This is a genomic window from Roseateles sp. UC29_93, from assembly GCF_042695725.1.
GTDB classification, from domain to species: Bacteria; Pseudomonadota; Gammaproteobacteria; order Burkholderiales; family Burkholderiaceae_C; genus Roseateles; species Roseateles noduli_A.
Genome location: NZ_CP170545.1, coordinates 2,599,929 through 2,625,709 on the forward strand (window position 1 = coordinate 2,599,929; position 25,781 = coordinate 2,625,709).

The following is a 25,781-nucleotide window of genomic DNA, read 5'->3' on the forward strand; positions in this document are numbered from 1 at the left end:
GCGAGCCTGAAATCTCTTTGACAACCATTGTCTGAACAATACGGAGAAGAGCTTGGATTCCAGCGCAAGCCCCCGCACGGCGACCAAGGTGCTGGTCATCGATGACAGCAACACGATCCGCCGCAGCGCCGAGATCTTCCTGAAGCAGGGCGGCCATGAGGTCGTCCTGGCCGAAGACGGTTTCGACGCGCTGGCCAAGCTGAGCGATTACCAGCCGGACCTCGTGTTCTGCGACATCCTGATGCCGCGCCTGGATGGTTACCAGACCTGCGCCATCATCAAGCGCAACCCGCAGTTCGCGTCGGTGCCCGTGATCATGCTGTCGTCCAAGGACGGCCTGTTCGACAAGGCCCGCGGCCGGATGGTCGGCTCGCAGGACTACCTGACCAAGCCCTTCACGAAGGACCAGCTGCTGCAGGCGGTCCGACAGCATTGCCAGGTGGGCTGACCGGCTCGACGGACAGCCCGCTTTCAACGACCTCATCCACGACATCCAACGACGCTCACGCCTGGCTCGAACGACGAATCCACCGACGCGAATCGACACGAGCCAAGACAGAGGGAGATCCCATGCCCATCCACAAGATCCTGCTGGTCGACGATTCGAAGACCGAGCTGCACGCGCTGAGCGACCTGCTGACCAAACGCGGCTTCACCGTGCGCACCGCCGAGAACGGCGAAGAGGCGATGAAGCGCCTGGCCGAGGAGAAGCCCGACCTCATCCTGATGGACGTGGTCATGCCCGGCCAGAACGGCTTCCAGCTGACCCGCGCCATCACCCGTGACGAGCGTTATGCCGACGTGCCGGTGATCATGTGCACGAGCAAGAACCAGGAAACCGACAAGGTCTGGGGTATGCGCCAGGGCGCGCGCGACTACGTCGTCAAGCCGGTCAAGGCCGACGAGCTGCTGGCCAAGATCAAGGCGTTGGGCTGACATCATGGCCAACAAGCAAGCGCTGCGCGAACTTCAACAACGGCTGGCGCAGCGCATGCAGGCGGCGCGTGAGGCGCCGCAGGCCGCGAGTTGGCTGGCGGTCGAATGCGCGGGCCTCGGCCTGCTGCTTCCGCTCAAGCAATCCGGCGAAATTTTCACGCCGGTGCCGCTTCAGGCGGTCCCGTACACGCAACCTTGGATGCTGGGCGTGGCCAACTTGCGGGGCGGTCTGCATACGGTCGTGGATCTGTCGGCCTTCCTTGGCCTGCGGGGCCCGGCCCCGCTGACATCGGCCCACCGGCTGGTGTCGATCAATCCGGAACTGGGCATCAACTGCGCGCTGCTGGTGGACCAGCTGCTGGGCTTGCGCGGCGATGAACAGCTCCAGGCCGAGCCCGATGCGGGCGGCCATCCCGATTTCGCTCCTGCCCGCATGCGCGACGGGCAGGGCCGGCGCTGGCAAGTGCTGGACCTGGATGCGCTGACGCAGCATCCGCAATTCCTGCGCATTGTTTTGAACTGATAGCCAGACGACGGTCCCGTCACAGGCGCCGATTCGACGAACGAGATCAAACGAGGGTGAGATGAGCTTCCTGGACAAGATCAAGAACAAGGGCAAGAACGAGGGCAACGACGACTTCGACGCCGGTCCGCAGACCGACGCGGGCTCGGCGCCGGAGGACACGCAAGACTTCCAGCCCTCGATCATCACCACGGCGCAGCCCACGCCGGAGTTCCAGGACACGTCCGCGGGCTATCAGCCCTCGGCGTCCGCCCCGGAATCGCCGACGCCGATGCCGGCCGTGGCCCGCCAGCCCGAGCAGCGCCGCACCGGCCTGCTGACGGCGCTGGTGGCCGCCGGTCTGATCGGCACGACGCTGACGGTGTCCTGGTCGCTGATCAGTTCGAACCGCTCCGCGGCGCAGGTGCGCGGCGCGGGTCAGGCAGCGACGCAGTCGCAGCGTCTGGCGAAGGCGGTCTCGACTGCGCTGCTGGGCAACAAGAACGCGTTCCCGGAAATGAAGGAAGCGTCGGAGATCCTGACCGGCGTGATCGGCTCGCTGCGCGACGGCAGCGGTGAGCTGGCCAAGGCGCCGGGCTCGGTGGATCCGCTGCTCGAGAAGATCGCCCCGATGGTGGCGCGCGCCGACAAGAACACCAAGGTCATGCTGGCGCAGGAAAAGGTGTTGACGCAGGTCGGCGCCGCGCTGCGCGCGATCAACCGGCAGTCGTCGGACCTGCTGGAGAGCGCGGAGGCCGTGGCCTCGCTGTCGCTGCAGAGCTCGGCGCCGACGGGCGAAGTCGCCGCGGTCGGTCAGCTGGTGATGCTGACCCAGCGGATCGGCAAGTCCGCCAACGAATTCCTGACGCAGGAAGGCGTGAGCCCGGAGGCTGTGTTCCTGCTCGGCAAGGACTTGAACGCGTTCCGCGAGATCGCCCAGGCGCTGCTGAACGGCAACCCCGAGCTGCGCCTGAACGGCGCCAAGGACGCGCAGGTGCGCGAACGTCTGAAGGTGCTGCTGTCGCAGTACGACCAGACCCGCTCGCAGGCCACTGCCATCCTGTCGAACCTGCAGGGCCTGGTGTCTGCGCGGGAAGCGCAGACGGCGATGCTCAATGACTCGGAATTGCTTCGCAAGGACCTGGACGACCTGGGCGTCGGCCTGGAATCCGCCGGCGGTTTGAATCCGGCGGTGCTGATCGCCATGCTGGCCTCGCTGGCGGTGCTGGTGATCGGTTCGGTCGGCTTCCTGCGGCTGTACGTGTCCGACCAGTCACGTCGTGCCCAGATGGCGGAAGAACAGCGTCGTGAAGCCGAGGCGCAGGAGCAGGAAGCCAAGCGCGTCAACGACGCGAACCAGGCCGCGATTCTGCGACTGATGAACGAACTGCAGACGGTGGCGGAAGGCGACCTGACGCACCAGGCGACCGTGACCGAGGACATCACGGGCGCGATCGCCGACTCGGTGAACTACACCGTGGAAGAACTGCGCTCGCTGGTGCATCAGGTGCAGACGACGGCGGTCCGGGTGACGGACACGACCGCGCAGGTCGACCAGACCTCGACCGAACTGCTGGCCGCGTCGACCGAACAGCTGCACGAGATCCGCGCCACCGGCGAGGCCGTGCTGCAGATGGCGCACCGGATCAACCAGGTGTCCGCGCAGGCCCAGCAGACCGCCGACGTGGCCCGCCAGTCGCGGGAAGCGGCCGAGCAGGGTCTGGAGGCGATGCAGAACAACATCGGCGGTATGAACCAGATCCGCGACCACATCCAGGAGACGTCCAAGCGCATCAAGCGGCTGGGCGAGTCCTCGCAGGAAATTGGCGAGATCACCGAGCTGATCTCGGACATTACCGAGCAGACCAACGTGCTGGCGCTGAACGCGGCCATCCAGGCGGCGTCGGCCGGCGAAGCGGGTCGCGGCTTCTCGGTCGTGGCGGAAGAAGTGCAGCGTCTGGCGGAACGTTCCGCCGACGCGACGCGCCGGATCGCGGCGCTGGTCAAGACCATTCAGACGGACACGCACGATGCGGTGGCCGCCATGGAGCGTTCCACGCTGGGGGTGGTCGAAGGGACGAAGCTGTCCGACGCGGCCGGTCGCGCGCTGGAAGACATCGACTCGGTGTCGCGTCGCCTGGACGACCTGATCGGCCAGATCTCGACGGTCGCGCAGAACGAAGCGCGCGCCGCCAACGAGGTCGGCGCCAACATCCAGCACATCTTCGCGGTGACCGAGCAGACCTCCGACGGTACGCGTTCCACCGCCCAGATGGTGCATGAGCTGTCGCGGTCGGCGGAAGCGCTGAAGCAATCGGTGGCCCGGTTCAAGGTCACGTCCTGATCGGACGGGCCCCACCACGCGGCCACACCGGTAGAACAGGGATCACCCCGCACCGCGTCGACAATTAGAAGAGAACAAGAGCGAGCATGGACCTTACGCGCGAATCCGAGTTCCCCGCCGACCTGAGCCCCTTGGCCTGGGTCCAGGAGGAGCTGCGCCGCACGCTGGAATCGGTGCACAAGGCCCTTCGCCGCGTGCTGCGCGATGCCGATGCGCGGTCGACGACGCTGGGCGGCGACGGCCAGCCCAGTCCCGCCCTGCAAGGCGCGGCCCAGCAGATGCACCAGGCCGCCGGCGTGCTGGCGGTCGTCAGCCTGCCCGCCGCGGCGCATCTGCTTCGAGCCGCCGAGGCGACGCTGTTCCGTCTGGCCGAAAACCCGGCCGCCGTGAGCATCGCCGAGGTCGAGGCGGTCGAGCGCGCGGACTTCGCGGTGCTCGCCTTCATCGCCAAGACATTGGCTGGCGGGCAGCCGAGCTCGCTGGCGCTGTTCCCCGCCTACCAGACGCTGCAGGAGCTCAACGGCGCCGGTCGGATCCACCCGGCCGACCTGTGGACCGAGGAATTCCGCTGGCGCGAACTGCCGCTGGACCGTGGCGTGCGCGCGCTGACGTCCGAGCAGATGCGCACCCCGTTCGAGGCGCTGCTGCTCAAGCAGATGCGCGCGCCGGCGCCGGGACAAGGGCAGCTGCTGAGCGATCTGTGCGCCGGTCTGGCGCTGACGCAGACCCAGGCCAACGCGCGGACGCTGTGGATGCTGGCCGCGGGCCAGTTCGAAGCTCAATCGCGCGGCCTGCTGCCGGTGGACACGCTGGTCAAGCGGCTCGGTTCGCGCCTGCTCGCGCAACTGCGCGCCGGCAGCGACGCGGCGCCTTCCGAGCGCCTGGCCAAGGACCTGCTGTTCTTTGCCGCCGCCGCCAAGCATGCGCAGCCCGGCTCCGCGCCGCGCCTGAGCGCGGTGCAGCAGGCCTATGGCCTGGTCGAGGCCGACACCGTCGACTACCGTGACGACGCGCTGGGCCGCATCGATCCGAACTGGGTCGCTGCCGCGAAGCGTCGCGTGGTCGCGGCGAAGGAATCCTGGGCCTCTGCCGCCGAAGGCGAGACCCACCGGCTGGGTGGCCTGGACGAGCAGTTCGCCAACGTCGCCGAGTCGCTGCAGAAGTTGTTCCCGAGTGGTGAAGTGCTGGGCGACACGCTGCGCCGCGCCGTCGTCACGACGCTGCGTTCGGGCCGCGCGCCCGAGCCGGCGCTGGCGATGGAGATCGCCACGTCGATGCTTTATCTGGAGGCCGCGCTCGAGGACGAAGCCTTCGACCAGCCTGAACAGGGCGAGCGCGTGAAGAGCCTGGCCCGCCGCATCGAGTCGGTGGGTCACGGCGAGGCCCCGCTGGCGCTCGAGAGCTGGATGGAGGAGCTCTATCGCCGCGTCGCCGACCGGCAGACGCTGGGCTCCGTCGTCCATGAACTGCGCGCGAGCCTGTCCGAGGTCGAGCGCCAGTGCGATGAGTATTTCCGCGACCCCAGCAAGCGCGACCTGCTGATCCCGGTGCCGGGACAGCTGCAGGCGATGCGGGGCGTGTTCAGCGTGCTGGGCCTGTCGCAGGCCGCGCAAGCCACGCTGAAGATGCGCGACCAGGTCGACGAACTGGCCAACACCGAGGTCGATCCGACGCTGTCGGGGCCGCGCGCGCAATTCGACCGGCTCGCCCACAACCTGGGCGCGTTGGGTTTCCTGATCGACATGCTGAGCGTGCAGCCGCAACTGGCCAAGCGCATGTTCCGCTTCGAAGAAGACACCGGACTGCTGCAGTCGCTGGTGGGCCGCGAAAGCGAACTGCAGGCGGACGGGGAGGAACTGGCCGCTGCGGAAGCTGCGGCACAGCCCCAGCTGATCGATCAGTTGCAGGCCACGGCGCAAGCGGTTGCGCAGGGCGATCGCTCGACTGAGGATCTGGCCCGCGATCTGGAGCGGATCTCTCACGAAGCCCGCGCCGCCGACGACCTCGGCATGGCGCAGGCGGCTCAGCAGGCGCAGCAGCAGCTGTTGTCGGCCGGCGGCGACGCCGCAGGCAGCCATGCGGCCGAGTCGTTGCAGCAGTTCATCGAGGCCGCCGCCCCGGCGGCCCCGCCGGCGCAGGCGCCAAGCGCGCCGATTCCGCAGGCCGAGGAAGCCATCGACGAGGAGATGCTGGGCATCTTCCTGGAAGAGGCGGCCGAGGTCGTGACGACAGCTCGCGAGGCGATGACCGCGCTCGCCCGCAACGGCAGCGACAAGGAACAGCTGACAACCGCGCGTCGCGCCTTCCACACGCTGAAGGGCAGCTCGCGCATGGTCGGGCTGAACGAGTTCGGCGAAGCAGGCTGGGCCTGCGAGCAGCTGTACAACCAGCGCCTGTCGGAGCATCCGCAGGCCGATTCGGATTTGCTGCGCTTCAGCAACGAAGCGCTGGACGCCTTCCAGGCCTGGGCCGCCGCGATCGCCGAAGGGCGTCCGCACGGTTTCCACAGCGCGCCATTCCGCGCTTCCGCCGACGCGCTGCGCCTGGAAAACCGCTACGTGCCGCTGCAGGTGTCGGCCGAGCCGGTCGCCCCCGCAGCCGCGCCGATCGCCGCCCTGCCTGACGCCATCGAAACGGTGGAAGTGGTCGAGGTCGGCTCGATCCCTGACGTGATCGAGGTCGCCGAGGTGGCTGAAGTCGTCGAGGTTCCCACCGTCGACGAAGTCCATGACATCGATCTGTCCGGTCTGCCGGAGCTGTCGCTCGCCGACGAGGTCGCGGCGCCTGCGCAGCCGGCCACGTCCGAACCTGCATCCGACGAACGGGCCGCGCTGGACCTGCTCGCCAGCCTGGACGCGGAACCGGTTCCGACGGGCTCGGTCCTGCCGTCGCTGGATCTGCCGGCATTGGATCTTCCCGGCCTGGACGTGCCGGCGCTGCCGGTGGCCGACCTGGGCATCGTCACCGCCGTCGAGCCCGCAACGCCTCACGCCGATTTCTCGCTGGACTTCCCGGGCGAGCTGCCCGAATTGACCCGGGCGGTGCCGGAACTGCGTTCCTCGATCGACCTGGACGCGCTGTCCGGGGCCGACCTGCCCGCGCTCGACACGACGATGTCGCTGCCGACCGTGGCTGACGTGATCGAGCCGTCGTCGTTGCCGACACCGTCGACAGCCGAGTCGCCACTTGCCGTCGAGTCGCCGGTCTTCCACGACGAGCCGACTCAGGCCCTGGAGCCGACGCTGACGTCCGTCGAAGAAACGGATGTGACGATGGACCTGCCGGCAGGCTGGCCGGAAGATGCGGCGATGGTCGAGATCGAGGCCACGACACCGATGCCGCTGGACGAGCTGCCGGTCGCGTCGGTGGTCGACGAGCCTGCGTTGGACCTGCTGGATCTGTCCGACCTGAATACCGAACCGGTGACCGCGATCGATGCGGCGTCTGCGCCGGATCTGTCGCTGACGCTGGACCTGGGGCAGGAGCTGGTCGACACGCCGCCGGAAGGCCTGTCGCCACGTACCTTGTCCGATCTGGACCTGCCGGACCTCGACCTGGACACGCCGCCCGTGCCCGCGACGCACGCGCCGGCGCTGAGCCTGGTGGGCGGAACGGCGGTCACTCCGCCGGTCGCCGAGGCACCGATCGAGACGCTCGACGAGGATGTCGACGCCGAGGACAGCGACGAAGGTGTCAAGGTCATCGGCCCGCTGCGCATCAGCATCGCGCTGTTCAACATCTTCCTGAACGAAGCCGACGAGCGTTCGCGCCGTCTGCAGGTGGAATTGACCGAGTGGTCGCTGCTCCCGCAGTCCCCGCTGCCGCAGGACGCGGAAGCGCTGGCACACGGCCTGGCCGGCAGCGCGGCGACGGTCGGCTTCGACGACCTGTCGACGCTTGCCCGCTGCCTGGAACATGCCCTGGGCCGCGCCCAGGGTCATGAGGTCGGCGACCCGACGCTCTTCCAACGCGCCTCGGACGAGATCCGCCGCCTGTTGCATCAGTTCGCCGCCGGATTCCTGAAGGAAGCCGATCCGGCGCTGCTGGTCGAACTGCAGGCCTTCGAGCCGGGCTCGGTGCTGCCCGACGGTCATGCCGACAGCGACGAGGGCCTGCTGGCCATGTCGCTGGAGGAAGTGTCCACCGCCTCGCTGCCGGCCAGCCTGCTGAGCGTTCCGGTGACGCCGGTCGTTCCGGACGAGCCTGAATTCCCCACCTCGCAGGCCGCGTTCCATCGGGCCGCCGAGGCGACCGACGACGATTTCGACTTCAACCAGCCCGACCAGATCGAGCCGGAACTGATGCCGATCTTCGAGGAGGAAGCCGAAGACCTGCTGGGTGAGTTGCACGGCGCGTTGCGCGAGTGGGCGGCCCAGCCGGCGGACACCAGTCGTGCGGCGGCCTGCATGCGTGTGCTGCACACCTTCAAGGGCGGCGCCCGCTTGTCCGGCGCGATGCGTCTCGGCGAGGAAGCGCACCGCCTGGAATCGCAGATCGAGCACCTCCTGGCCGACGGCGAACCCCGCTTCGAGCAACTGCTCGCGTTGCAGGACGCCGGCGACAGCCTGGAACATACCTTCAAGACGCTCCAGCGGACCTGGCGCAATCCGACGCCGGTGGTGCCCGCACCGATGGCGCCGGCCGCGCCGATCGCCGAGCTTCCCGCGTCCGTCCAGGCCGTGGAGACCGTCGAATCGCCCGCCGAGGGTTCGGATGCGATCCCGGCCCCGGTCGGTGACGTGATTGCCGAACCGGAGATCCCGGCCGCGGAGATTGCGGAGTTCGTCGAACCGGCTGTGCCGGTTGAAGAACCTGCGGCCGCACCGGTGATCGAACCCATCGCCGAACCCATTGCCGAACCCTTCGTCGAGCCTGTTGCCGCGATCGCTGAGCCGGTCGCCGAGGTGCCGACGGTCGAAGAGGCGCCGGTGCCCGCACCCGTCGTGGCGGCACCCTTGGCCGACATCGAGATCGACTGGGCTCACTTCAGCGAGGTCGCTGATCTTGGCCAGCCGCTGGAAAGCGCGCCGGTCGCTCCGGCCGCGCAAGTGCGCGTCCGTGGCGCGCTGCTGGAACGCATGGCCGCGCTCTCCGGCGAAGTGTCCATCCGCCGTGCCCGTCTGGAATCCGAGCTGGGCCAGATGCGCACGTCGTTGTCCGACCTGGACGACAACCTGGAGCGCCTGCGCACGCAGTTGCGTGAGCTGGAGTTGCAGGCCGAGGCCCGCATCGCCGCTCGACAGGAAGCCGCGCAGGCCACCGGCAAGGACTTCGACCCGCTGGAGTTCGATCGCTACACCCGCTTCCAGGAACTGACCCGGATGCTGGCCGAGTCCGTCAACGACGTGGCGACGGTCCAGCGCGGCCTGCAGCGCAACGTCGCGGCGGGCGAAGACGAACTGGCCGGACAGTCCCGTTTGACGCGCGAGCTGCAGGACGACCTGCTGCGCACGCGCATGGTGGAGTTCGACAGCAGTCTGGGCGAGCGTCTGCATCGTGTCGTCCGGCAGGCTTCCCGCGAAAGCGGCAAGCAGGCGCAACTCGAGATTCGCGGTGGCGGCGTCGAACTGGACCGCGCCGTGCTGGAGCGTCTGACGGGCGCCTTCGAGCATCTGCTGCGCAACAGCGTGGTGCACGGCATCGAGACGCCGGACGTCCGCCAGCAGGCCGGCAAGGCCCCGGTGGGCCGCATCGTGCTGAACCTGCATCAGGAAGGCAACGAGATCCAGGTTCGCTTCAGCGATGACGGCGCCGGCCTGAATCTGGCGCGGATCCGCGCCCGTGGCGAGAGCCAGGGCCTGATCCAGCCGGGCCAGGACGTCAGCGATTCGCAGTTGATGGACCTCATCTACGAGCCGGGCTTCTCCACCGCCGATGCGCTGACCGAAATGGCTGGGCGCGGCGTCGGCATGGACGTGGTCCGCTCCGAAGTGAACACGCTGGGCGGCTACGTGCTGACGCAGTCGACCGCGGGGCAGGGCGCGAGCTTCGAGCTGCGCGTGCCGCTGACGACGGCGCTGACGCAGGTCGTCGTGCTGCGTTACGGCGATCGCAAGGTCGCGGTGCCGGCGGCGCTGATGCTGTCGGTGCAGCGTCTGCCGGTCGAGACGGTGGAGCAGGCTTACGTCGACGGCTCGCTGATGGCGGCCGGCGAGCGCATGCCCTTCTACTGGCTCGGCGGCCTGATGCGCCACAGCGACCGCGGCTTCGCCCATGGCAAGACGCTGCCCGTGGCACTGGTGCACAGCGCGCAGCAGCGTCTGGCGCTGCACTGCGACGAAGTCCTGGGCAACCAGGAAGTCGTGATCAAGAACCTGGGCCCGCAGCTGATGCAGGTGCCGGGTCTGGCGGGCATCAGCCTGCTGGCGTCGGGCGACGTGGCGCTGATCTACAACCCGGTGGCGCTGGCCAACCGCTACGGCCACGCTGCGCAGCAGCGCGTGCACGACGCCGAAGCGGCGGCGCGCCAGGTCGTGGTCGAGGAAGCCAAGGTCCAGCTCGCACCGCTGGTGATGGTGGTCGACGACTCGCTGACCGTCCGCCGCGTCACGCAGCGCCTGCTGGAGCGCGAGGGCTACCGCGTGCTCCTGGCCAAGGACGGCCTGGATGCGATGGAGCGCCTGGGCGGTGACGAGTTGCCCACGGTCGTGCTGTCGGACATCGAGATGCCCCGCATGGACGGCTTCGATCTGGTCCGCAACCTGCGTGCCGACGCGCGTCTGGCGGGACTGCCCGTGATCATGATCACGTCGCGGATCGCTCAGAAACACCGCGAGTATGCACAACGGCTCGGAGTCAACGATTACCTGGGCAAGCCCTATGACGAAGAGCACCTGTTGGGCCTGATCGCCCGATACACTTCGCATCTGTCCGCCGGCCAGCCGGCGAGGGCGTAGCGTCCGGCCTCCCGGACATCGGAAAGCCGGCGCCAGGATCCTCCCTCCACGCTGCAAACACCATGTCCGGGGTAGTCGACCATCTTGCCGAACTGACGGGCTTCCGTGACCGCGATGTCATGGACGTCACGCTCGTCACCGCCCTGCGGGATCTGCTCAACGGCCCGGTGGCCGCGGTGGCGATCTACCGTTGCGTCGGCGAGCCCGGCCAGCAACGCTGGCTGACCCGAGCACGGCTGCGCTCGGGCGACTCGGTCGCCACGGCCGACTCGCTGTGGGTCGATCCCGAATCATTGCCCAGACTGGCCGAGCACGCGCGTCGCCTCGAATGCCTCACGCAGCGCAGCGTGCTGCAGCAGCGCGAGGGCGACGAGTGGGTGACGCTGTTCCCGCTCGCCACCGAGCGCGAGGTCGTCGGCGTGCTGGAACTGCACACCGCGCGCCGCCTCAAGGCCGAGGCGCAGCGCATGGTCTCCAGCGTGCTGCGGATCTATCACAACTTCCAGGGGCTGCTGGACTACAGCGAGCGCGATACGCTGACCGGCCTGCTCAACCGCAAGACCTTCGATGAAAGCTTCCTGAAGGCCGTCTCGGAACTGCCGATGCGCGCGCTGGGCGAGGCCGCCGCGCAGGATGAGACGGGCGAGGATCGCCGGCATGCCGCCGTGCATCCGCGCTACTGGCTGGGCGTCATCGACATCGACCTGTTCAAGTCGATCAATGATCGTTTCGGCCATCTGATCGGCGATGAGGTCCTGCTGTTGCTGTCGCGGCTGATGCGCAGCAGCTTCCGTTTCAACGACCTGCTCTACCGCTTCGGCGGCGAGGAGTTCGTCGTGCTGATGCGATGCGAGGACGAGCCCGACGCGGCCCATGCCTTCGAGCGATTCCGCAACAACACCGCGCAGTACGCGTTCCCGCAGGTCGGCCGCATCACGGTCAGCATCGGCTTCACGCAGATCCGCGGCGGCGATTCGCCGGCTGCGGCTTTCGAGCGCGCCGACAAGGCCGTCTATCACGCCAAGGGCGCGGGACGGAATCAGGTGCAAAGCCACGCCACGCTGGTCGCGCAAGGCGCGATGTCCGAGGCGAAGCACCTGAGCGACGTCGAACTCTTCTGACATCGTGACCAGGACGTGGCGCTGGACCGCGCTCGCCGCCTCGGCAGCCGCAGCGTTCACGGCGCTGCTCATCGGCTGCGCCTCTCGCCCGCCTGCGAGCGGGCCTGACCTGCCGGCGCAGCCCGATGCGCAACTGGCCGACGACGGCAGCCACCACTGGCAGGACTTCGACTGGACCGATCCCGCTCGCCATCGCGCGGTCCCCGTGCGCGTCTATTGGCCCAGCGGCGCCGCCCCGGCCGGTGGCTGGCCGGTGGTGGTGTTCTCGCATGGCATGGGCGGCTCGCGCCGAGGCTACAGCTATCTTGGCAGCTACTGGGCCGCCCACGGCGTGGTCGCGATGCACGTCCAGCACATCGGCAGCGACCGCCGGCTGTGGACGGGCGGCTTCGGCTGGTCCAACTCGCTGAATCTGGTCCTGCGGCTGCAGCATGCGGCCCAGCCGGAAGAAGCTGTCGACCGCACGCAGGACGTGCGCTTCGCGCTGGACCAACTGCTCGCCGGGCCGTTGGGTCCTCAGTTCGACCCGGCACGGCTCGCGATCGCCGGGCATTCCTACGGCGCCAACACCAGCCTTCTGCTCGCCGGCGCCAAGGTGTCGGCGTCAAGCGGGATGCTGGGGGGCGCCGCGTCGATGCCCGCCCTGGCCGATCCGCGCTTCAAGGCGGCGATCCTGATCTCCGCGCCACCGTTCTACGGTGAAGGCGACCCCGTGCCCATCCTGGGCGGCATCGCCATCCCCACGCTGCACATCAGCGCCACCGACGACGAGATCACCATCCCTGGCTACTACAGCGGCCCGGCGGACCGTGTGGCGCTGTTCGACGCGACCGGCGGTCCGCACAAGGCGCTGGCGATGTTCAGCGGCGGCTCGCACAGCATCTTCACCGACCGGATGAACACCGGCGGCTTCGACCTCAATCCCAAGGTCAAGGCGGCCACGCGTGAACTGAGCCTGGCCTATCTCCGTCTGGTCCTGGACGGGGAGGACGCGCCGCTGCGTGACTGGCAACGGCGCCACGGCGCGTTGCTCGCACGCTGGCAAGCCCCTTGATCCGAGCCTGAACAGGACGTGCGATCGGGTCAAGTCCTGACCCCGCGATCGAGTACGTCGTGTATTGAGCGCGGACTCCGGCGGGTCGACGTGGCTTCCGCGGAACGCGGCACGTGAGCAGGGACTTGCTTTTCCGGCGCTACCCCTCTAGCGTTAGGCCCATGTGAACGGTCTCCGCAGAGAGACGCGACACCGGCCCCGGATGCGAGGGGCCGTAGAGAGGCGCGACGACATGTCGCGAGCCACAGAAGCACTGGGGTGGATGTCGGCGCGGATGTCATCGCTGTGATGCCGTCGTCCACAGGGTTGTACCAACACGGGCGCGCAAGCCCGGACCTTTGATGCGCATGCTGACCTTTCCGGTGGCTGCGGGCCTGTTGCTGGCCGGCTGCGTTGCTTTCGTGGCCACCGCCTACGGCGAGTACCGCAGTCTTGGCGAATTGACGCGTCAGGAGAACGTGCGCGCCCACGCGTTGCGCACGCAGCAACTGATTTCCGACCTCAATGCGCTGCTGATCGATCTCGAGACCGGCACACGCGGATTCCTGATCACCGGCGACGCCGCGTTCCTGCAGCCGTACGAGCACGCCCAACGCGACCTTGATGCCCACTATGCCGAGCTCAAGACCGCGCTCGCGCATTCGGGCGACCGCCAGGAAGCGGCGTTCGTGCGCCTGGACCGCTTCATCGCCGAGCGCCGCCAGCAGGTCGAACGCCAGGTCGAGAGCCGCTGGAAAGAGGGCGAATCGGTGCTGAAGGACCGTCAGGCCTACGTGGCGGGGAAGCAGCTGATGGACGAGATCCGCGGCGAACTCGGCCGCTTGAAGTCCGTGCAGCAACAGCGGATCGACGGGATCGAATCGGCTGTCGCGATCCAGACGAAGGAGACGACGCTGCTGGCGCAGGTGCTGCCCTTGGCCGGCGGCGTGATGGTGGCTGCGGCGATGGCGGCGCTGTGGATGGAACGCGAGCGGCGTGACCAGGCCGAGCGCGCCTTGCGCGACAGTCACGCGCAACTGGAAGGCGCCGTGGTCGAACGCACCCGCGAATTGACCGAGGCGCTCGGCCAGATCCAGAGCTTTGCGGCGGAGCTGGATCGCAGCGTGGAGGCGGAGCGGCGCCGTCTGGCGCGAGAGGTTCACGATCAGCTGGGCCAGCTCGGCACGGCGGCCAAGATGCTGGCGCTGTCCCTGGCGCGCAAGATCGCGCCGGCCAAGGAACCGATGCATGAGGAGATGCTGACCATCGCCGACGAAGTCATCGGCGCGGCGCGGCGCATCGCCAACACGCTGCGTCCGCCGCTGCTGGACGACTTCGGCTTCGCCGCAGCCGTGCAGCACTACGTGCAGGGGCTGCAGCGGCAGAGCGATCTCATCGTCGATGTCGACCTCGCGTCCGACGAGGCGCTGACGCCCGAGCAGCACAACCAGCTGTTCCGCCTGCTCCAGGAGGCCGCGACGAATGTGCTGCGGCATGCGCAGGCGCAGCAATTGACGATCGAGTCGCGCCTCGAGGACGGCGAGTACCGATTGAGGATCGAGGACGACGGGGTGGGCCCCGGCCATGTGCGGGTGGACGCGTCAGGTTTACGGAACATGCGGGAACGCGCCGTGCTCGCAGGCGGGGACATGATGTTCGGGCCGGCGCCCCAGCGCGGCACGCGGATCGACGTCCGGGTGCCGCTGGACGCCGGCGCAGACGATGCGGGGGGCGCGGACGGCATCACCGGTGGTGCCGTCGCGAGGCGGGAGAACGAGGAGGGTTGGGATGAGATTTCTGATCGTTGACGACCATCCGATCATGCGACTCGGGGTCAAGCAGTTGATCCAGGGTTACTGGCCGCAGGCGGTGATCGACGAAGCGTCGACCATCGCCGAGGGGCTGCAACTCGGCCAGGCGAACAAGCCCGACGCGCTGGTGCTGGACCTGTCGTTGCCCGACGCGAGCGGGACCGAGGGCGCCAGCCGCATGCTGCGCGCGATCAAGGGCGTGCCCGTGCTGGTGCTGAGCCTCAATGCGGAGTCCGCCTACGCGGCGCGGCTGCTGCAGATGGGCGTCTCCGGCTACCTCCCGAAGGACAAGGCGACCGACGAGCTCGTCGTCGCCTTGCAGCGCCTGCTGCAAGGCGGGCGCTATGTCACGGCGGCGATGGCGGATCACCTGCTGGGGCTGCTGAGCGGCGCGACGCCAGGGCAACTGCCGCATGAGCAGTTGTCGGCGCAGGAGCACCGCGTGATGCTGCTGATCGCCGCCGGCAAGACGCCGGCCGAGATCGCCGACACCATGCACCTGTCGGCCAAGACGGTCGGCACCTACCGTGCGCGCATCCTCGAAAAGACGGGCTGGCGCAACAACACCGAGCTGACGAAGTACTGCGTCCAGCACGGTCTCACGGACATCCAGTGATCGGGCGCAAGACGTAGGTGATTGCCCGACAAACCCTGCGGAGGCAACCCGACACCAGCTTGGGCGCGGTGCTGCTGCTGCGGGCGCAAGGGCGCGCGCAAGATGCCGGGCAGGCGGTGACAACCAGTCGCCGCGTCGATCCGGAGCACCCCTTCATGGATATCTTTCTCGTCGAGGACTCGTCGGCCATCCGCCGGCTCCTGGCACGCCGGCTTGAAGACTTGCCCGGCGCGCGCGTCGTGGGCGAGGCGGACTCCGCGCCGCAGGCGATCGCGCTGATCGACTGGCTGCAACCGGACACGGTGCTGCTGGACATGACCCTGCTGGTGGGAACCGGGATCGACGTGCTGCGCAGGTTGCGCGGCAAGGGCTATCGCGGGCGCATCCTGATGCTCACGCATCATGCGATGGACGCCTACCGAGACATGTGCATGAAGGCTGGCGCCGATGGTTTCTACGACAAGGGGAGCGGGCTGGAGACGCTCTTCGGTGATCTCGATGAACTGCTGCAGAGCGAGCTGGTGGTCGGGCGGCAGCAGCGGCCGTCGCCGTTGCTGCGCGATGCCGCGACCGGCCTGCTCGGACAGGTCGCCTTGCTCGAGCGGCTGGACCAGGTGTTGCGCATGGTCCATGCCGAGGCCGGCAAGGTGGCCGTCTCGGTGGTCGTGCTGAAGGGGCTGGAGGCGCTGCTGCGCAGCCAGGGCGTGTCGGCGGCGGCACCGGTGCTGGTCGAGATCGGCCGGAGGATGTCGGGCTGCGCCGGCCCGGCCGACCTTCTGGCGCGGCATGCCAACGAACAGTTCGCGCTGGTCGTCTCCCGCTGCGGATCGGCGCAGGAGGCGGAAGCGTTGACAGACCGCATCCGCGAATCGCTGGCTGACCCCTTCGCTCTGGGCGGCCATGAGGTCAGGCTGGACAGCCATGTCGGCCTCGCCGTCTATCCGCGCGATGCGGTCTCCGCACGCGGACTGCTCATCCTGGCGGAGGCCCGCGCCCACGGCACGCGGCTGCCCGAAAGCGGCAGCGCCGTGGTGCACTGACGGGACACCGATGCCCTCAGCATGACGCTCACATGCCCGTGACGTTCATTCCCCGGAGAACCCCCGGTCCTTGACCACGGCATAGCGCGCCATCGTCGCCATCCGTGCCGTCTCATGCCGCACGACCGGCTCCGGATAGTCGCGCCCGAGCACGACGCCGCAGGCCGCGAGTTCTGCCGGCTTCGCCAGCCACGGTGCGTGGATCAGCTTGGCCGGCAGCTTCGCGAGTTGCGGCAGGTGGCGCTTGATGAACTTGCCGTCGGGGTCGAACTTCTCGCTCTGGTTGACCGGATTGAAGATGCGGAAGTAGGGCTGCGCATCGCAGCCGCTGGATGAGGCCCATTGCCAGCCGCCGTTGTTGGCGGCGAGGTCGAAGTCGATCAGCTTCTCGGCGAAGTAGGCCTCGCCGCGGCGCCAGTCGATGCCGAGGTCCTTGATGAGGAAGCTGGCCGTGACCATGCGCAGCCGGTTGTGCATGTAGCCGGTCTCGTTGATCTGGTGCATCGCCGCGTCGACCAGCGGATAGCCGGTGCGCCCCTGGCACCAGGCCTCGAAGTCGGCATCCGCATCGGGGCCGCCGGCCCAGGCGATGCGGTCGTATTCAGGGCGGAGCACCCCCCACGACATGTGGATGGTGATGCAGGACCTGGTGGTAGAAGTCCCGCCAGATCAGTTCGGACAGCCAGGTCTGCGCGCCCGCGCTGACGTTCTTGCCGGCCTGCGGCGCATGGCCGCGCTGCCAGGCTTCGCGTGCCAGGCGGCGGATCGAGATCGTCCCGAAAACGCAGATGCGTGCTGAGATAGCTGGGCCCCTTCGCGGCGGGAAAGTCGCGTGTCTCGGTGTAGCGGTCGATGCGTTCGAGGAACTCTTCGAACAGGCGCTGCGCGCCCGCGCTGCCGCCGGTCAACGCCGCGGCGAGACCGGCCGGCTCGAATCCGATGTCGCCCAGCGACGGCACGCCGCGCTGGGGCGCCTCCGCCAGATGGGGCGCATAGCGTTCGACCGGATAGCTGCTCAGGAAGAACGGATTGATCTCCCGCAGCCACGCGTTCTTGTAGGGCGTGAAGACGCCGTAAGGCTTGCGTGAGCCCGTCAGGATCTCCGAGCGCTCGAAGACGACGTGGTCCTTGAAGCTCTCCACCTGCACGCCGCGTGCGAGCAGCGTGTCGCCGACATCGGCATCGCGGCGCAGCGCGTCCGGCTCGTCGTCGTGGTTGAAGTAGAGCGCGCCGATGTCCAGTTCCGCTGCCAGGGCCGGGATCTGTTCCCGCGCAGTCCCGTGCCGCACGATCAGCCCGGCGCCGGGCGCCAGCGCCGCCAGGTCCGCGTCCAGCACGCGCAGGGCGTCGACGATGAACTCCACACGGCGGTCCCGCGCGCGGCAGCGCGTCCAGGATGTCCGTGTCCAGCACGAAGGCGCAGAACACGCGCGGGTGGCGCTTGAGGGCGTGGAACAGGGCGGCATGGTCGTCCGCGCGCAGATCGCGCCGGAACCAGACAAGGGCGTTCATGGAGAGGGAGTGTCGGTGAAATAGAATCCGTCCCTATGTCCAAGGAACGCATCGACCTGACCAACCAGTTCCTGATCGCCATGCCCGGCATGGTGGACGAGACCTTTGCCGGCTCCGTCATCTACCTGTGCGAGCACAACGAGAAGGGCGCGCTGGGCCTGGTCATCAACAAGCCGATCTCGCTGACCCTGGGCAACCTGTTCGAGAAGGTCGAGCTGGAGCTGTCCGATGTGGACATGGCCGCGCGGCCGGTGTTCTTCGGCGGCCCGGTCCAGACGGAGCGCGGCTTCGTGCTGCATGAAGCGCTGGACGAGCAGGGCAACCACTACAGCGCGACGCTGGCCGTACCCGGCGGGCTGGAGATGACCACCAGCCGTGACGTGCTCGAAGCCCTGTCCAACGGCGCCGGTCCCAAGCGCGTGCTGGTCACGCTGGGCTACAGCGGCTGGGCCGCCGGTCAGCTCGAGGAGGAACTCGGCCGCAACGGCTGGATCACCGTCGACGCCACGCCCGAGATCATCTTCGACACGCCGATCGAGGAGCGCTACGACAAGGCGCTCGCGCTGCTCGGCATCGACCCGCGCATGCTCAGCCAGGAGGCCGGGCACGCATGAACCCCGGAAGCGCCATGAGCCTCGCTTCCCCGTCCTCCTTCGTCGCTCCCCTCGCGTTTGATTTCGGTATCAAGCGTCTCGGCGTGGCCACCGGCAACCGGATGTTGGGGAGCGCGCGCGGCCTGCGGACCGTGACCGAGCAGGGCGACGCCCGCTGGGCCGCGATCACGGCGCTGATCCAGGAGTGGCAGCCCGATGCGCTGGTCATCGGCGTGCCGCGCCATCCCGATGGCGCGCCGCACGAGATGACCGCCCGCGCGCTCAAGTTCGCCGGGCAACTGCGTGGCCGCTATCGGCTGCCGGTGGTCGAAGTCGATGAACGCTATACCAGCGCGGAAGCCCAGTCGCAGGGCGCGCGCGATCTCGATGCCGCGAGCGCGGCATTGATCCTCGAACAATTCTTCCGGGAACATCCATGAGCACATTGCACCTCGATGCGGAAGCGCTCTACGCCGACCTCGTGCGCGGCGTCCAGCGCCTGCTGCAACCCGACTGCGCGCTGGTCGGCATCTGGTCGGGCGGCGCCTGGCTCGCCGAGCGCCTCCAGCAGGACCTGAAGCTCGCCGGCCAGCACGGCGTGATCTCCAGCGCGCTGCACCGTGACGACTTCGGCAGCAAGGGCATGAACGCCAGCGCCGATCACACGAAGCTGCCCTTCGAGGTCGACGGCCGCCACATCCTGCTGATCGACGACGTCCTCTACACCGGCCGCACGACGCGCGCCGTGATCAACGAGCTGTTCGACTTCGGCCGCCCCGCGAGCGTCACGCTGGCGGTGCTGGTCGACCGCGGCGGCCGCGAGCTGCCGATCGAACCGGTGTTCTCCGCCGCCCGCGTCGCGGTCGCGCCGAACCAGCGCCTGAGCCTGGTCAAGGGTGACGGCGGCCGCTTCAGCTTCGACGTGAAGGAGGACTGACCCCATGCTGAGCAAACGCAATCCGCAGCTGAACAAGCATGGCGAGCTGATCCACCTGCTGTCCACCGAAGGTCTGCCCAAGGCCGTGCTGCACCAGATCCTGGACACGGCCGGGACCTTCCTCTCGGTCAACGACCGCGAGGTGAAGAAGGTGCCGCTGCTGCGCGGCAAGTCGGTGTTCAACCTGTTCTTCGAGAACAGCACCCGCACCCGCACCACCTTCGAGATCGCCGCCAAGCGCCTGTCCGCCGACGTCATCAACCTCGACATCGCGCGCTCCAGCACGGCCAAGGGCGAGACGCTGCTCGACACCGTGGCCAACCTGTCGGCGATGCACGCGGACATGTTCGTGGTCCGCCACAGCGAGTCCGGCGCGCCCTACCTGATCGCGCAGCACTGCGCGCCGCATGTCCATGTGGTCAACGCCGGCGACGGCCGCCACGCGCATCCGACGCAGGGCCTGCTCGACATGTACACGATCCGGCACTACAAGAAGGACTTCTCCAACCTGACGGTGGCCATCGTCGGCGACATCGTGCACTCGCGCGTCGCGCGCAGCGACATCCACGCGCTCACGACGCTGGGCGTGCCGGAGATCCGCGCGGTCGGCCCGAAGACGCTGGTGCCGGGGGATCTCAAGGACATGGGCGTGCGCGTGTGCCACGACATGGCCGAGGGCGTCCGCGGTGCCGACGTCATCATCATGCTGCGCCTGCAGAACGAGCGCATGAGCGGCGCGATGCTGCCCAGCGCCGGCGAGTACTTCAAGAGTTTCGGCCTGACGCCCGAGAAGCTGGCGCTGGCCAAGCCCGATGCGATCGTGATGCATCCTGGCCCGATCAACCGCGGCGTGGAGATCTCGTCCACCGTCGCCGACGGCCAGCACAGCGTCATCCTGCCGCAGGTCACCTTCGGCATCGCGGTGCGCATGGCTGTCATGTCCATCCTGGCGGGGAACGAAGCATGATTGACGCCGGGCCGTCCCAAGACAATCAACCCTCCCTCGGGGAGGCGGTGCGCAGCACCTGGAGGGCACAATGAAAATCCTGATCCAGAACGGTCGCCTGCTCGATCCGGCCTCGGGCCTCGACAAGGTCGGCGACCTCGCCATCGCCTCGGGCCGCATCGTCGGCCTTGGCAGCGTCGGCGACTTCAACGCCGATCGCGTCATCGACGCGACCGGACTCGTGGTGGCGCCGGGTCTTGTCGACCTCGCCGCCCGCCTGCGCGAGCCGGGCCACGAGCACGAAGGCATGCTGGAGAGCGAACTCGCCGCGGCTGCCGCCGGCGGCGTCACCAGCCTCGTCTGTCCGCCCGACACCGATCCGACGCTCGACGAGCCCGGCCTGGTCGACATGCTCAAGTTCCGCGCCCGCAAGCTCAGCCGCTGCCGGCTGTTCCCGCTGGGCGCGCTGACGCGCGGCCTCGCCGGCGAATCGCTGACCGAGATGGCCGAGCTGACCGAGTCCGGCTGCGTCGGTTTCTCGCAGGCCTACGTGCCGATCCGCAACACGCTGACCGTGCAGCGCGCGATGCAGTACGCCGCGAGCTTCGGCTACACGCTGTGGCTGCATGCGCAGGATCCGTGGCTGAGCGGCGGTGTCGCGGCCAGTGGCGCGGTGGCGACGCGACTGGGCCTGTCCGGCGAGCCGGTCGCGGCCGAGACCATCGCGTTGCACACGATCCTGGAACTGGTCCGCGTCACCGGCTGCCGCGTCCACCTGTGCCGAATCAGCAGCGCTGCTGGCGTGGAGCTCCTGCGCCAGGCCAAGAAGGACGGACTGCCGATCACGGCGGACGTCTCGATCAATTCGCTGCATCTGACCGACGTCGACATCGGCTACTTCAACTCCTCGATGCGCCTGCAGCCGCCGCTGCGTCAGCAGCGTGACCGCGACGCGCTGCGCGCCGCGCTGGCCGACGGCACCATCGACGCGCTGGTCAGCGACCACAACCCGGTCGCCGCCGACGAGAAGACCTTGCCCTTTGCCGAAGCCACGCCCGGCGCGACCGGCCTGGAGCTGCTGCTGAGCCTCGCGCTGCGCTGGGGTCAGGACGAAGGACTGTCGCTGGCGCAGTCGCTCGACACGATCACCGCTCGTCCGGTCAAGGTGCTGGGCAGCGCGCTCGGCTCGCTGGCGGCGAGCGCGGGCCGCCTGGTCGAGGGCGGCGTCGGCGACGTCGTCGTCTTCGATGCCGAAGCCACCGGTGCCGTGACGCCGGAGCGTCTCGTCAGCCAGGGCAAGCACACGCCGTTCGCGTTCGACATCACCGGCTTCGAGCTGCCGGGCCGCGTGCGCTACACGCTGGTGGCCGGCACGGTCGCCTACGAAGCGCTGGTCACCGAAGCCGAGCGGATCGCCTGATGCGGACGCTGGTCGGCGTGTGGCGTGCGCTGCGGATGCTGGCGCACATCGTGCACGGCGTCTACATCGTGCAGGTGCGCTGGCGCGGTTTCGACACGCCGACCAAGCATCGCCATGTCGGCTGGTGGTCCGCCGAGCTGCTACGGGTGCTGGGCGTGCGACTGGAGGCGCCTGGTCCGCAGGCGCCGTCGCCGCGGCTGATCACGGCGAACCACATCTCCTGGCTGGACATTGCCGCGATGCATGCGGTGATGCCGGAGGCGCGTTTCGTCTCGAAGGCCGACATCGCGACCTGGCCGCTGGTGGGCGCGCTGGCGACGGCGGTCGGCACGCTCTACATCGAGCGCGCGAGCAAACGCGACGCGCTGCGTGTCGTGCACAAGACGGCGGAGGCGCTGGCTGCTGGCGAGACGGTGGCTGTCTTCCCCGAGGGCACGACAGGCGCCGGCTATCCGCTGCTGCCTTTGCACGGCAATCTGCTGCAGGCCGCGATCAGCACGCACACGCCGCTGCAACCGGTGGTGCTGCGCTGGCACCAGCCGAACGTGCCGTACAGCGCCGCCGCGCAGTACATCGGTCAGATGTCCTTGATGGAGAGCCTGTGGCGCATCCTGACCGCGAAGGACCTGTCGGTCGAAGTGCGTTCCTTGCCGGCGATGCCCACGGAGGGTCTTGATCGCCGCCATCTGGCGGGGGCTCTCTCGGACCGAATCAACAACGCACTCCCCAGGCCCTGAGTCCTGGGTTGATCAGGGACGCCCCAACCAACGGGCTCAATTCGCCCAGCCCGGGTATGCCGGATGCCCTCCGGGTCCCGATTGGTGCGAGGATTCGCCGATGCTGCTTTGTTTCGAAGATGAACAGGAGTTGGCCACGCGTCTGGCGCGTGAGTTGGGCCGTCCGCTGGGCGTGATCACGCGCCACCGTTTTCCGGACGGGGAACTGCGCCTGGTCCTGCCCAAGCCGTTGCCGGTCGACATCATCGTGCTGCGTGGATTGCAGCATCAGCCGAACGATCGCCTGGTCGAGCTGCTGATCGCCGCGCCTGCCGCGCGCGGTTGGGGTGTCCGGCATCTGATGCTGGTGGCGCCGTATCTCGCCTACATGCGACAGGACATGGAGTTCACCCCCGGCGAGGCCGTGAGCCAACGGCACATCGCCGCGCTGCTGTCGACGCAATTCGACCGCGTGGTGACGGTGGACCCACATCTGCACCGCATCGCGAGCCTGGACGAAGTGATGCCCAAAGGGCGGGGCGTCGCGCTGTCGGCGGCGTCGTTGCTCGGGCGTTTCATCGCGACGCAGGTCCCCGGTGCGGTGCTGGTCGGGCCGGATGAAGAGTCCGGCCAGTGGGTCGCGGAGGCGGCGCGTGCCGCCAAGCTCGAACATGCGATCGGCCGCAAGGTGCGTTTCGGCGATACCCAGGTGCAGCTCGCGTTCCCGGATCTGGACGTGCGCGGTCGCGCGGTGGTGCTGCTCGACGACATGGCGTCGACGGGTCGCACGCTGATCGGCTCGGCGCGCGAGGCGTTGGAACGCGGCGCGGCCAGCGTCGACGTCGCGGTGACGCACGCGCTCTTCAACGGCGACGCGTTGCCGGCGTTGCGGGCGGCCGGCGTGCGCCACGTCTGGAGCAGCAACGCGGTGCCGCACGAGAGCAACGCGGTCTGCATCGCGGAACTGCTGGCGACGGCGTTGCGCCGCAAGTAGGGCGCATCCGCGCAGCGCGGCGCCTCGCGCGCCATCAACGAAAAAGCCCGGCACTGCCGGGCTTTCGTTCTTCTGCGTCAGTCCCTGTGCGCCACCGAGCGCGGCGCACGAGGACGTCGCCTGACCCTCAGGCCTTGCCCTGGTTCGCCACCGCTGCGGCAGCCTTCGCGGCGGCTTCGGCATCGCCCAGGTAATAGCTCTTGATGGGCTTCAGGTCCTTGTCCAGTTCGTAGACCAGCGGAATCCCATTGGGAATATTCACGCCAACGATGGCTTCGTCGGCGATGCCGTCCAAATACTTCACGAGGGCACGGATCGAGTTGCCGTGGGCCGCGATCAGCACGCGTTGGCCCGACAGAATCGCGGGTGCGATCTGTTCGTTCCAGTAGGGCAGCACGCGGGCCACGGTGTCCTTGAGGCACTCGGTCAGCGGAATGTCCGAGGGCTGCAGTCCGGCATAGCGGATGTCGCCGCGCTCGCTGCGCGGGTCCGACGCTTCCAGCGCCGGCGGCGGGGTGTCATAGCTCCGGCGCCAGACGAGCACCTGCTCGTCGCCGTACTGCTTGGCCATGTCCGCCTTGTTCAGACCCTGAAGGCCGCCGTAGTGGCGTTCGTTCAGGCGCCAGCTGTGCTTCACCGGCAGCCACTGGCGATCCATCTGATCCAGGCAATGCCACAGGGTCCAGATGGCGCGCTTGAGCACCGAAGTGTGGGCGACGTCGAAGTCGACGCCGGCTTCCTTCAGCAGACGGCCCGCCTGCTTGGCCTGCTCCACCCCGGTGGGCGTCAGATCCACGTCGGTCCAGCCGGTGAAGCGGTTCTCGAGATTCCAGGTCGATTCGCCATGGCGAATCAGCACGAGCTTGTACATGGGTCTTGGGTGGGTTCGTGAGGTTTGGCCGGGTTCCGGCAGGCCCGGCGGATTCTAGAGGCAGCCCTCCAGGGCGCCCGCCTCAAGAAGGCTTCCGCAGGGCCGACAACTGCTTTCGTGCCGGGCGAAAGGCGCACCTGCGCCCCAGTTTGGTTCGTCAAAAGAACATGCCCACGTTGGGCATTCACGCTGTACAGGAGTACTTGCAATGATGGTGGTGAAGAACTTGCGCATGACGCCGCTGGCGCTGGCGTTGGTGGTTTTCGGCGCGCAGGCGCAGGGCCAATCGGACTCGATGTTCTCGTTCTCCGGCTTCGGCACGGTCGGCCTGACCGGCACGACCAAGGATGGCGCCGAGTACGTGATCCCCGGCCAGGTCCACGGCGCGGACAAGACGGTCAGCGGTGAAGTCGACAGCAAGCTTGGTCTGCAGGGCACGGCGAAGTTCAACGCGCAGTTCTCGGCCACCGTGCAGGTGCTGACCAAGCAGACCGGCAAGGGTGACTGGACGCCGCAGGTCGAATGGGCCTTCGCCAAGTGGCAGGCCACCCCGGGTCTGGCGATCCGCGCCGGCCGCATCGGCGCGCCGTTCTTCGCGGTCTCCGATTTCCGTGACGTGGGATATGCCAACACCTGGCTGCGTCCGCCGATCGACGTCTACGGCCAGGTGCCGGTGAGCCACTTCGACGGTGCCGACGTGAACTGGACGACGCAGGTCGCCGGCAAGAGCGTTTCGCTGCAGGCTTTCGGCGGCGAGGCCTCGTCGTACGTGCGCCAGACCAAGCTCGAGATCAAGAAGATGATTGGCGTGAACGCCACCGTCGAACTGGCCGACGGCTTGAACCTGCGCGTCGGCCATGCGCAGGGCAAGCTGACCGCGCACAGCGCCACCGTCGCCTCGCTGGTCGGCGCGTTGCGCCAGACACCGTTCGCCTCGGTCGGCAACGAGATTGACCCGACCGACAAGGACGCGAGCTTCTCCGGCGTCGGCCTGACCTACGACGAAGGCCAGTGGGTCGTCGCCGCCGAGTACACCAAGCGCCGCAACGACTCGTTCGTGCCGGACACCACCGGCTGGTACACGACCGTCGGTTATCGCGTCGGCAAGTTCACGCCGTACGCGACGCTGTCGCAGCAGAAGACCGACAGCAGCAACGTCAACAACACGATCCCGGGCACGGTCGTCGTGGGTGGCCTGCCGCTGCGCGCCGTCGTCGACGCGGTCACCGCCGCGCAGAGCACGCCGCAGAAGACCATCGGTCTGGGTGTGCGTTGGGACGCTTGGCGCAACATCGCCGTCAAGGCCCAGTACGACAGCATCAAGACCACCGGCGCCGGCCAGTTCTACAACGTCCAGCCGGGCTTCAACAACGAGCGCGTCGGCGTCTACAGCGTTGCCGTCGACTTCGTGTTCTAAGCATCAGAAGAAGAGGCCCCCATGCAGTTCAACATGATCAAGCCCGTGATCGGCGCGGCGCTGTTCGCCGCTGCCG

20 protein-coding genes and 2 pseudogenes are annotated in these 25,781 nt (G+C 68.2%); 18 read left to right on the plus strand and 4 right to left on the minus strand.

Annotated elements, in window-relative coordinates; genetic code table 11:
• Nucleotides 1-52: 52 nt before the first annotated feature.
• From ACFJIX_RS11975 to ACFJIX_RS12020, 10 genes are all read left to right on the plus strand, one after another.
• On the plus strand, nt 53-448 hold the full coding sequence (locus ACFJIX_RS11975; RefSeq protein ID WP_331615093.1) for a response regulator: 396 nt from the start codon (nt 53-55) through the stop codon (nt 446-448).
• 122 nt (nt 449-570) lie between these two features.
• Nucleotides 571-936, plus strand: a complete 366-nt coding sequence (locus tag ACFJIX_RS11980; protein ID WP_088406380.1) for a response regulator transcription factor — start codon at nt 571-573, stop codon at nt 934-936.
• 4 nt (nt 937-940) lie between these two features.
• Entirely contained in the window at nt 941-1,459 is a 519-nt protein-coding gene (locus tag ACFJIX_RS11985; protein ID WP_377160250.1) for a chemotaxis protein CheW, read from the plus strand.
• A gap of 61 nt (nt 1,460-1,520) precedes the next feature.
• The gene (locus ACFJIX_RS11990) at nt 1,521-3,782 is read left to right on the plus strand and encodes a methyl-accepting chemotaxis protein (protein ID WP_377160252.1); all 2,262 of its coding nucleotides are present in this window, start codon (nt 1,521-1,523) and stop codon (nt 3,780-3,782) included.
• An 86-nt stretch (nt 3,783-3,868) separates the two neighbouring features.
• Nucleotides 3,869-10,678, plus strand: coding sequence for an Hpt domain-containing protein (locus ACFJIX_RS11995; RefSeq protein ID WP_377160254.1), 6,810 nt, complete (start codon nt 3,869-3,871; stop codon nt 10,676-10,678).
• Between the two features lie 62 nt (nt 10,679-10,740).
• Complete coding sequence (locus ACFJIX_RS12000; protein ID WP_377160256.1) at nt 10,741-11,799, plus strand: GGDEF domain-containing protein; 1,059 nt, start codon at nt 10,741-10,743, stop codon at nt 11,797-11,799.
• A gap of 4 nt (nt 11,800-11,803) precedes the next feature.
• On the plus strand, nt 11,804-12,853 hold the full coding sequence (locus ACFJIX_RS12005; protein WP_377160258.1) for an alpha/beta hydrolase family protein: 1,050 nt from the start codon (nt 11,804-11,806) through the stop codon (nt 12,851-12,853).
• 347 nt (nt 12,854-13,200) lie between these two features.
• Nucleotides 13,201-14,640, plus strand: coding sequence for a CHASE3 domain-containing protein (locus ACFJIX_RS12010; protein WP_377160260.1), 1,440 nt, complete (start codon nt 13,201-13,203; stop codon nt 14,638-14,640).
• The gene (locus ACFJIX_RS12015) at nt 14,621-15,259 is read left to right on the plus strand and encodes a response regulator (RefSeq protein ID WP_377160262.1); all 639 of its coding nucleotides are present in this window, start codon (nt 14,621-14,623) and stop codon (nt 15,257-15,259) included. Before ACFJIX_RS12010 ends, ACFJIX_RS12015 begins: the two co-directional genes overlap by 20 nt.
• A 68-nt stretch (nt 15,260-15,327) precedes the next feature.
• Nucleotides 15,328-16,299 carry a response regulator gene (locus tag ACFJIX_RS12020; protein WP_377161734.1) on the plus strand — a complete coding sequence of 324 codons (972 nt, stop codon included), beginning with the start codon at nt 15,328-15,330 and terminating at the stop codon, nt 16,297-16,299.
• 45 nt (nt 16,300-16,344) lie between these two features.
• On the opposite strand, the gene ACFJIX_RS12025 is transcribed toward ACFJIX_RS12020, so the two are convergent.
• The 3 genes and pseudogenes from ACFJIX_RS12025 to ACFJIX_RS12035 all read right to left on the minus strand — a co-directional run.
• Nucleotides 16,345-16,926, minus strand: coding sequence for an FAD-binding domain-containing protein (locus ACFJIX_RS12025; RefSeq protein WP_377160264.1), 582 nt, complete (start codon nt 16,924-16,926; stop codon nt 16,345-16,347).
• Nucleotides 16,927-17,387: 461 nt separating this feature from the next.
• A pseudogene (locus tag ACFJIX_RS12030) lies at nt 17,388-17,765 on the minus strand (deoxyribodipyrimidine photo-lyase); the annotation flags it as partial.
• Nucleotides 17,749-17,811, minus strand: a pseudogene (locus ACFJIX_RS12035) (hypothetical protein); the annotation flags it as partial. The pseudogenes ACFJIX_RS12030 and ACFJIX_RS12035, both read right to left, overlap by 17 nt.
• A gap of 35 nt (nt 17,812-17,846) precedes the next feature.
• Between ACFJIX_RS12035 and ACFJIX_RS12040 the strand changes: the two are divergent.
• The 7 genes from ACFJIX_RS12040 to ACFJIX_RS12070 all read left to right on the plus strand — a co-directional run bounded on the left by ACFJIX_RS12040 (nt 17,847) and on the right by ACFJIX_RS12070 (nt 23,417).
• Nucleotides 17,847-18,425 carry a YqgE/AlgH family protein gene (locus tag ACFJIX_RS12040; RefSeq protein WP_377160266.1) on the plus strand — a complete coding sequence of 193 codons (579 nt, stop codon included), beginning with the start codon at nt 17,847-17,849 and terminating at the stop codon, nt 18,423-18,425.
• A gap of 14 nt (nt 18,426-18,439) precedes the next feature.
• Nucleotides 18,440-18,844: a Holliday junction resolvase RuvX gene (ruvX, locus tag ACFJIX_RS12045; protein WP_377160268.1), complete on the plus strand. Its 405-nt coding sequence runs from the start codon at nt 18,440-18,442 to the stop codon at nt 18,842-18,844.
• Complete coding sequence (gene pyrR, locus ACFJIX_RS12050) at nt 18,841-19,341, plus strand: bifunctional pyr operon transcriptional regulator/uracil phosphoribosyltransferase PyrR (RefSeq protein ID WP_377160270.1); 501 nt, start codon at nt 18,841-18,843, stop codon at nt 19,339-19,341. Before ruvX ends, pyrR begins: the two co-directional genes overlap by 4 nt.
• Before the next feature lie 4 nt (nt 19,342-19,345).
• Nucleotides 19,346-20,308 (plus strand): aspartate carbamoyltransferase catalytic subunit, encoded by a 963-nt coding sequence (locus ACFJIX_RS12055; protein WP_377160272.1) that lies wholly within the window; start codon nt 19,346-19,348, stop codon nt 20,306-20,308.
• A 70-nt stretch (nt 20,309-20,378) separates the two neighbouring features.
• Nucleotides 20,379-21,707 carry a dihydroorotase gene (locus ACFJIX_RS12060; RefSeq protein WP_377160274.1) on the plus strand — a complete coding sequence of 443 codons (1,329 nt, stop codon included), beginning with the start codon at nt 20,379-20,381 and terminating at the stop codon, nt 21,705-21,707.
• Nucleotides 21,707-22,444: a lysophospholipid acyltransferase family protein gene (locus ACFJIX_RS12065; RefSeq protein ID WP_377160276.1), complete on the plus strand. Its 738-nt coding sequence runs from the start codon at nt 21,707-21,709 to the stop codon at nt 22,442-22,444. The genes ACFJIX_RS12060 and ACFJIX_RS12065 overlap by 1 nt, the downstream gene beginning before the upstream one ends.
• 100 nt (nt 22,445-22,544) lie before the next feature.
• Nucleotides 22,545-23,417: a ribose-phosphate diphosphokinase gene (locus ACFJIX_RS12070; RefSeq protein WP_377160278.1), complete on the plus strand. Its 873-nt coding sequence runs from the start codon at nt 22,545-22,547 to the stop codon at nt 23,415-23,417.
• A gap of 127 nt (nt 23,418-23,544) precedes the next feature.
• On the opposite strand, the gene gpmA is transcribed toward ACFJIX_RS12070, so the two are convergent.
• A complete protein-coding gene (gene gpmA / locus ACFJIX_RS12075; RefSeq protein WP_297526590.1) occupies nt 23,545-24,288 on the minus strand; it encodes a 2,3-diphosphoglycerate-dependent phosphoglycerate mutase in 744 nt (247 codons plus the stop codon).
• 208 nt (nt 24,289-24,496) lie between these two features.
• Between gpmA and ACFJIX_RS12080 the strand changes: the two genes are divergently transcribed.
• Nucleotides 24,497-25,705: a hypothetical protein gene (locus ACFJIX_RS12080; RefSeq protein ID WP_377160281.1), complete on the plus strand. Its 1,209-nt coding sequence runs from the start codon at nt 24,497-24,499 to the stop codon at nt 25,703-25,705.
• The last annotated feature ends 76 nt before the right edge of the window (nt 25,706-25,781 follow it).

Bases quoted from the DNA above. Each gene is read 5' to 3' on its own strand.
- ACFJIX_RS11980 (WP_088406380.1), top strand. From the start codon at position 571: ATGCCCATCCACAAGATCCTGCTGGTCGACGATTCGAAGACCGAGCTG.
- ACFJIX_RS11985 (WP_377160250.1), top strand. From the start codon at position 941: ATGGCCAACAAGCAAGCGCTGCGCGAACTTCAACAACGGCTGGCGCAG.
- ACFJIX_RS11990 (WP_377160252.1), top strand. From the start codon at position 1,521: ATGAGCTTCCTGGACAAGATCAAGAACAAGGGCAAGAACGAGGGCAAC.
- ACFJIX_RS11995 (WP_377160254.1), top strand. From the start codon at position 3,869: ATGGACCTTACGCGCGAATCCGAGTTCCCCGCCGACCTGAGCCCCTTG.
- ACFJIX_RS12000 (WP_377160256.1), top strand. From the start codon at position 10,741: ATGTCCGGGGTAGTCGACCATCTTGCCGAACTGACGGGCTTCCGTGAC.
- ACFJIX_RS12010 (WP_377160260.1), top strand. From the start codon at position 13,201: ATGCTGACCTTTCCGGTGGCTGCGGGCCTGTTGCTGGCCGGCTGCGTT.
- ACFJIX_RS12015 (WP_377160262.1), top strand. From the start codon at position 14,621: ATGAGATTTCTGATCGTTGACGACCATCCGATCATGCGACTCGGGGTC.
- ACFJIX_RS12025 (WP_377160264.1), bottom strand. From the start codon at position 16,926: ATGTCGTGGGGGGTGCTCCGCCCTGAATACGACCGCATCGCCTGGGCC.
- ACFJIX_RS12040 (WP_377160266.1), top strand. From the start codon at position 17,847: ATGTCCAAGGAACGCATCGACCTGACCAACCAGTTCCTGATCGCCATG.
- ruvX (WP_377160268.1), top strand. From the start codon at position 18,440: ATGAGCCTCGCTTCCCCGTCCTCCTTCGTCGCTCCCCTCGCGTTTGAT.
- pyrR (WP_377160270.1), top strand. From the start codon at position 18,841: ATGAGCACATTGCACCTCGATGCGGAAGCGCTCTACGCCGACCTCGTG.
- ACFJIX_RS12055 (WP_377160272.1), top strand. From the start codon at position 19,346: ATGCTGAGCAAACGCAATCCGCAGCTGAACAAGCATGGCGAGCTGATC.
- ACFJIX_RS12060 (WP_377160274.1), top strand. From the start codon at position 20,379: ATGAAAATCCTGATCCAGAACGGTCGCCTGCTCGATCCGGCCTCGGGC.
- ACFJIX_RS12065 (WP_377160276.1), top strand. From the start codon at position 21,707: ATGCGGACGCTGGTCGGCGTGTGGCGTGCGCTGCGGATGCTGGCGCAC.
- ACFJIX_RS12070 (WP_377160278.1), top strand. From the start codon at position 22,545: ATGCTGCTTTGTTTCGAAGATGAACAGGAGTTGGCCACGCGTCTGGCG.
- gpmA (WP_297526590.1), bottom strand. From the start codon at position 24,288: ATGTACAAGCTCGTGCTGATTCGCCATGGCGAATCGACCTGGAATCTC.
- ACFJIX_RS12080 (WP_377160281.1), top strand. From the start codon at position 24,497: ATGATGGTGGTGAAGAACTTGCGCATGACGCCGCTGGCGCTGGCGTTG.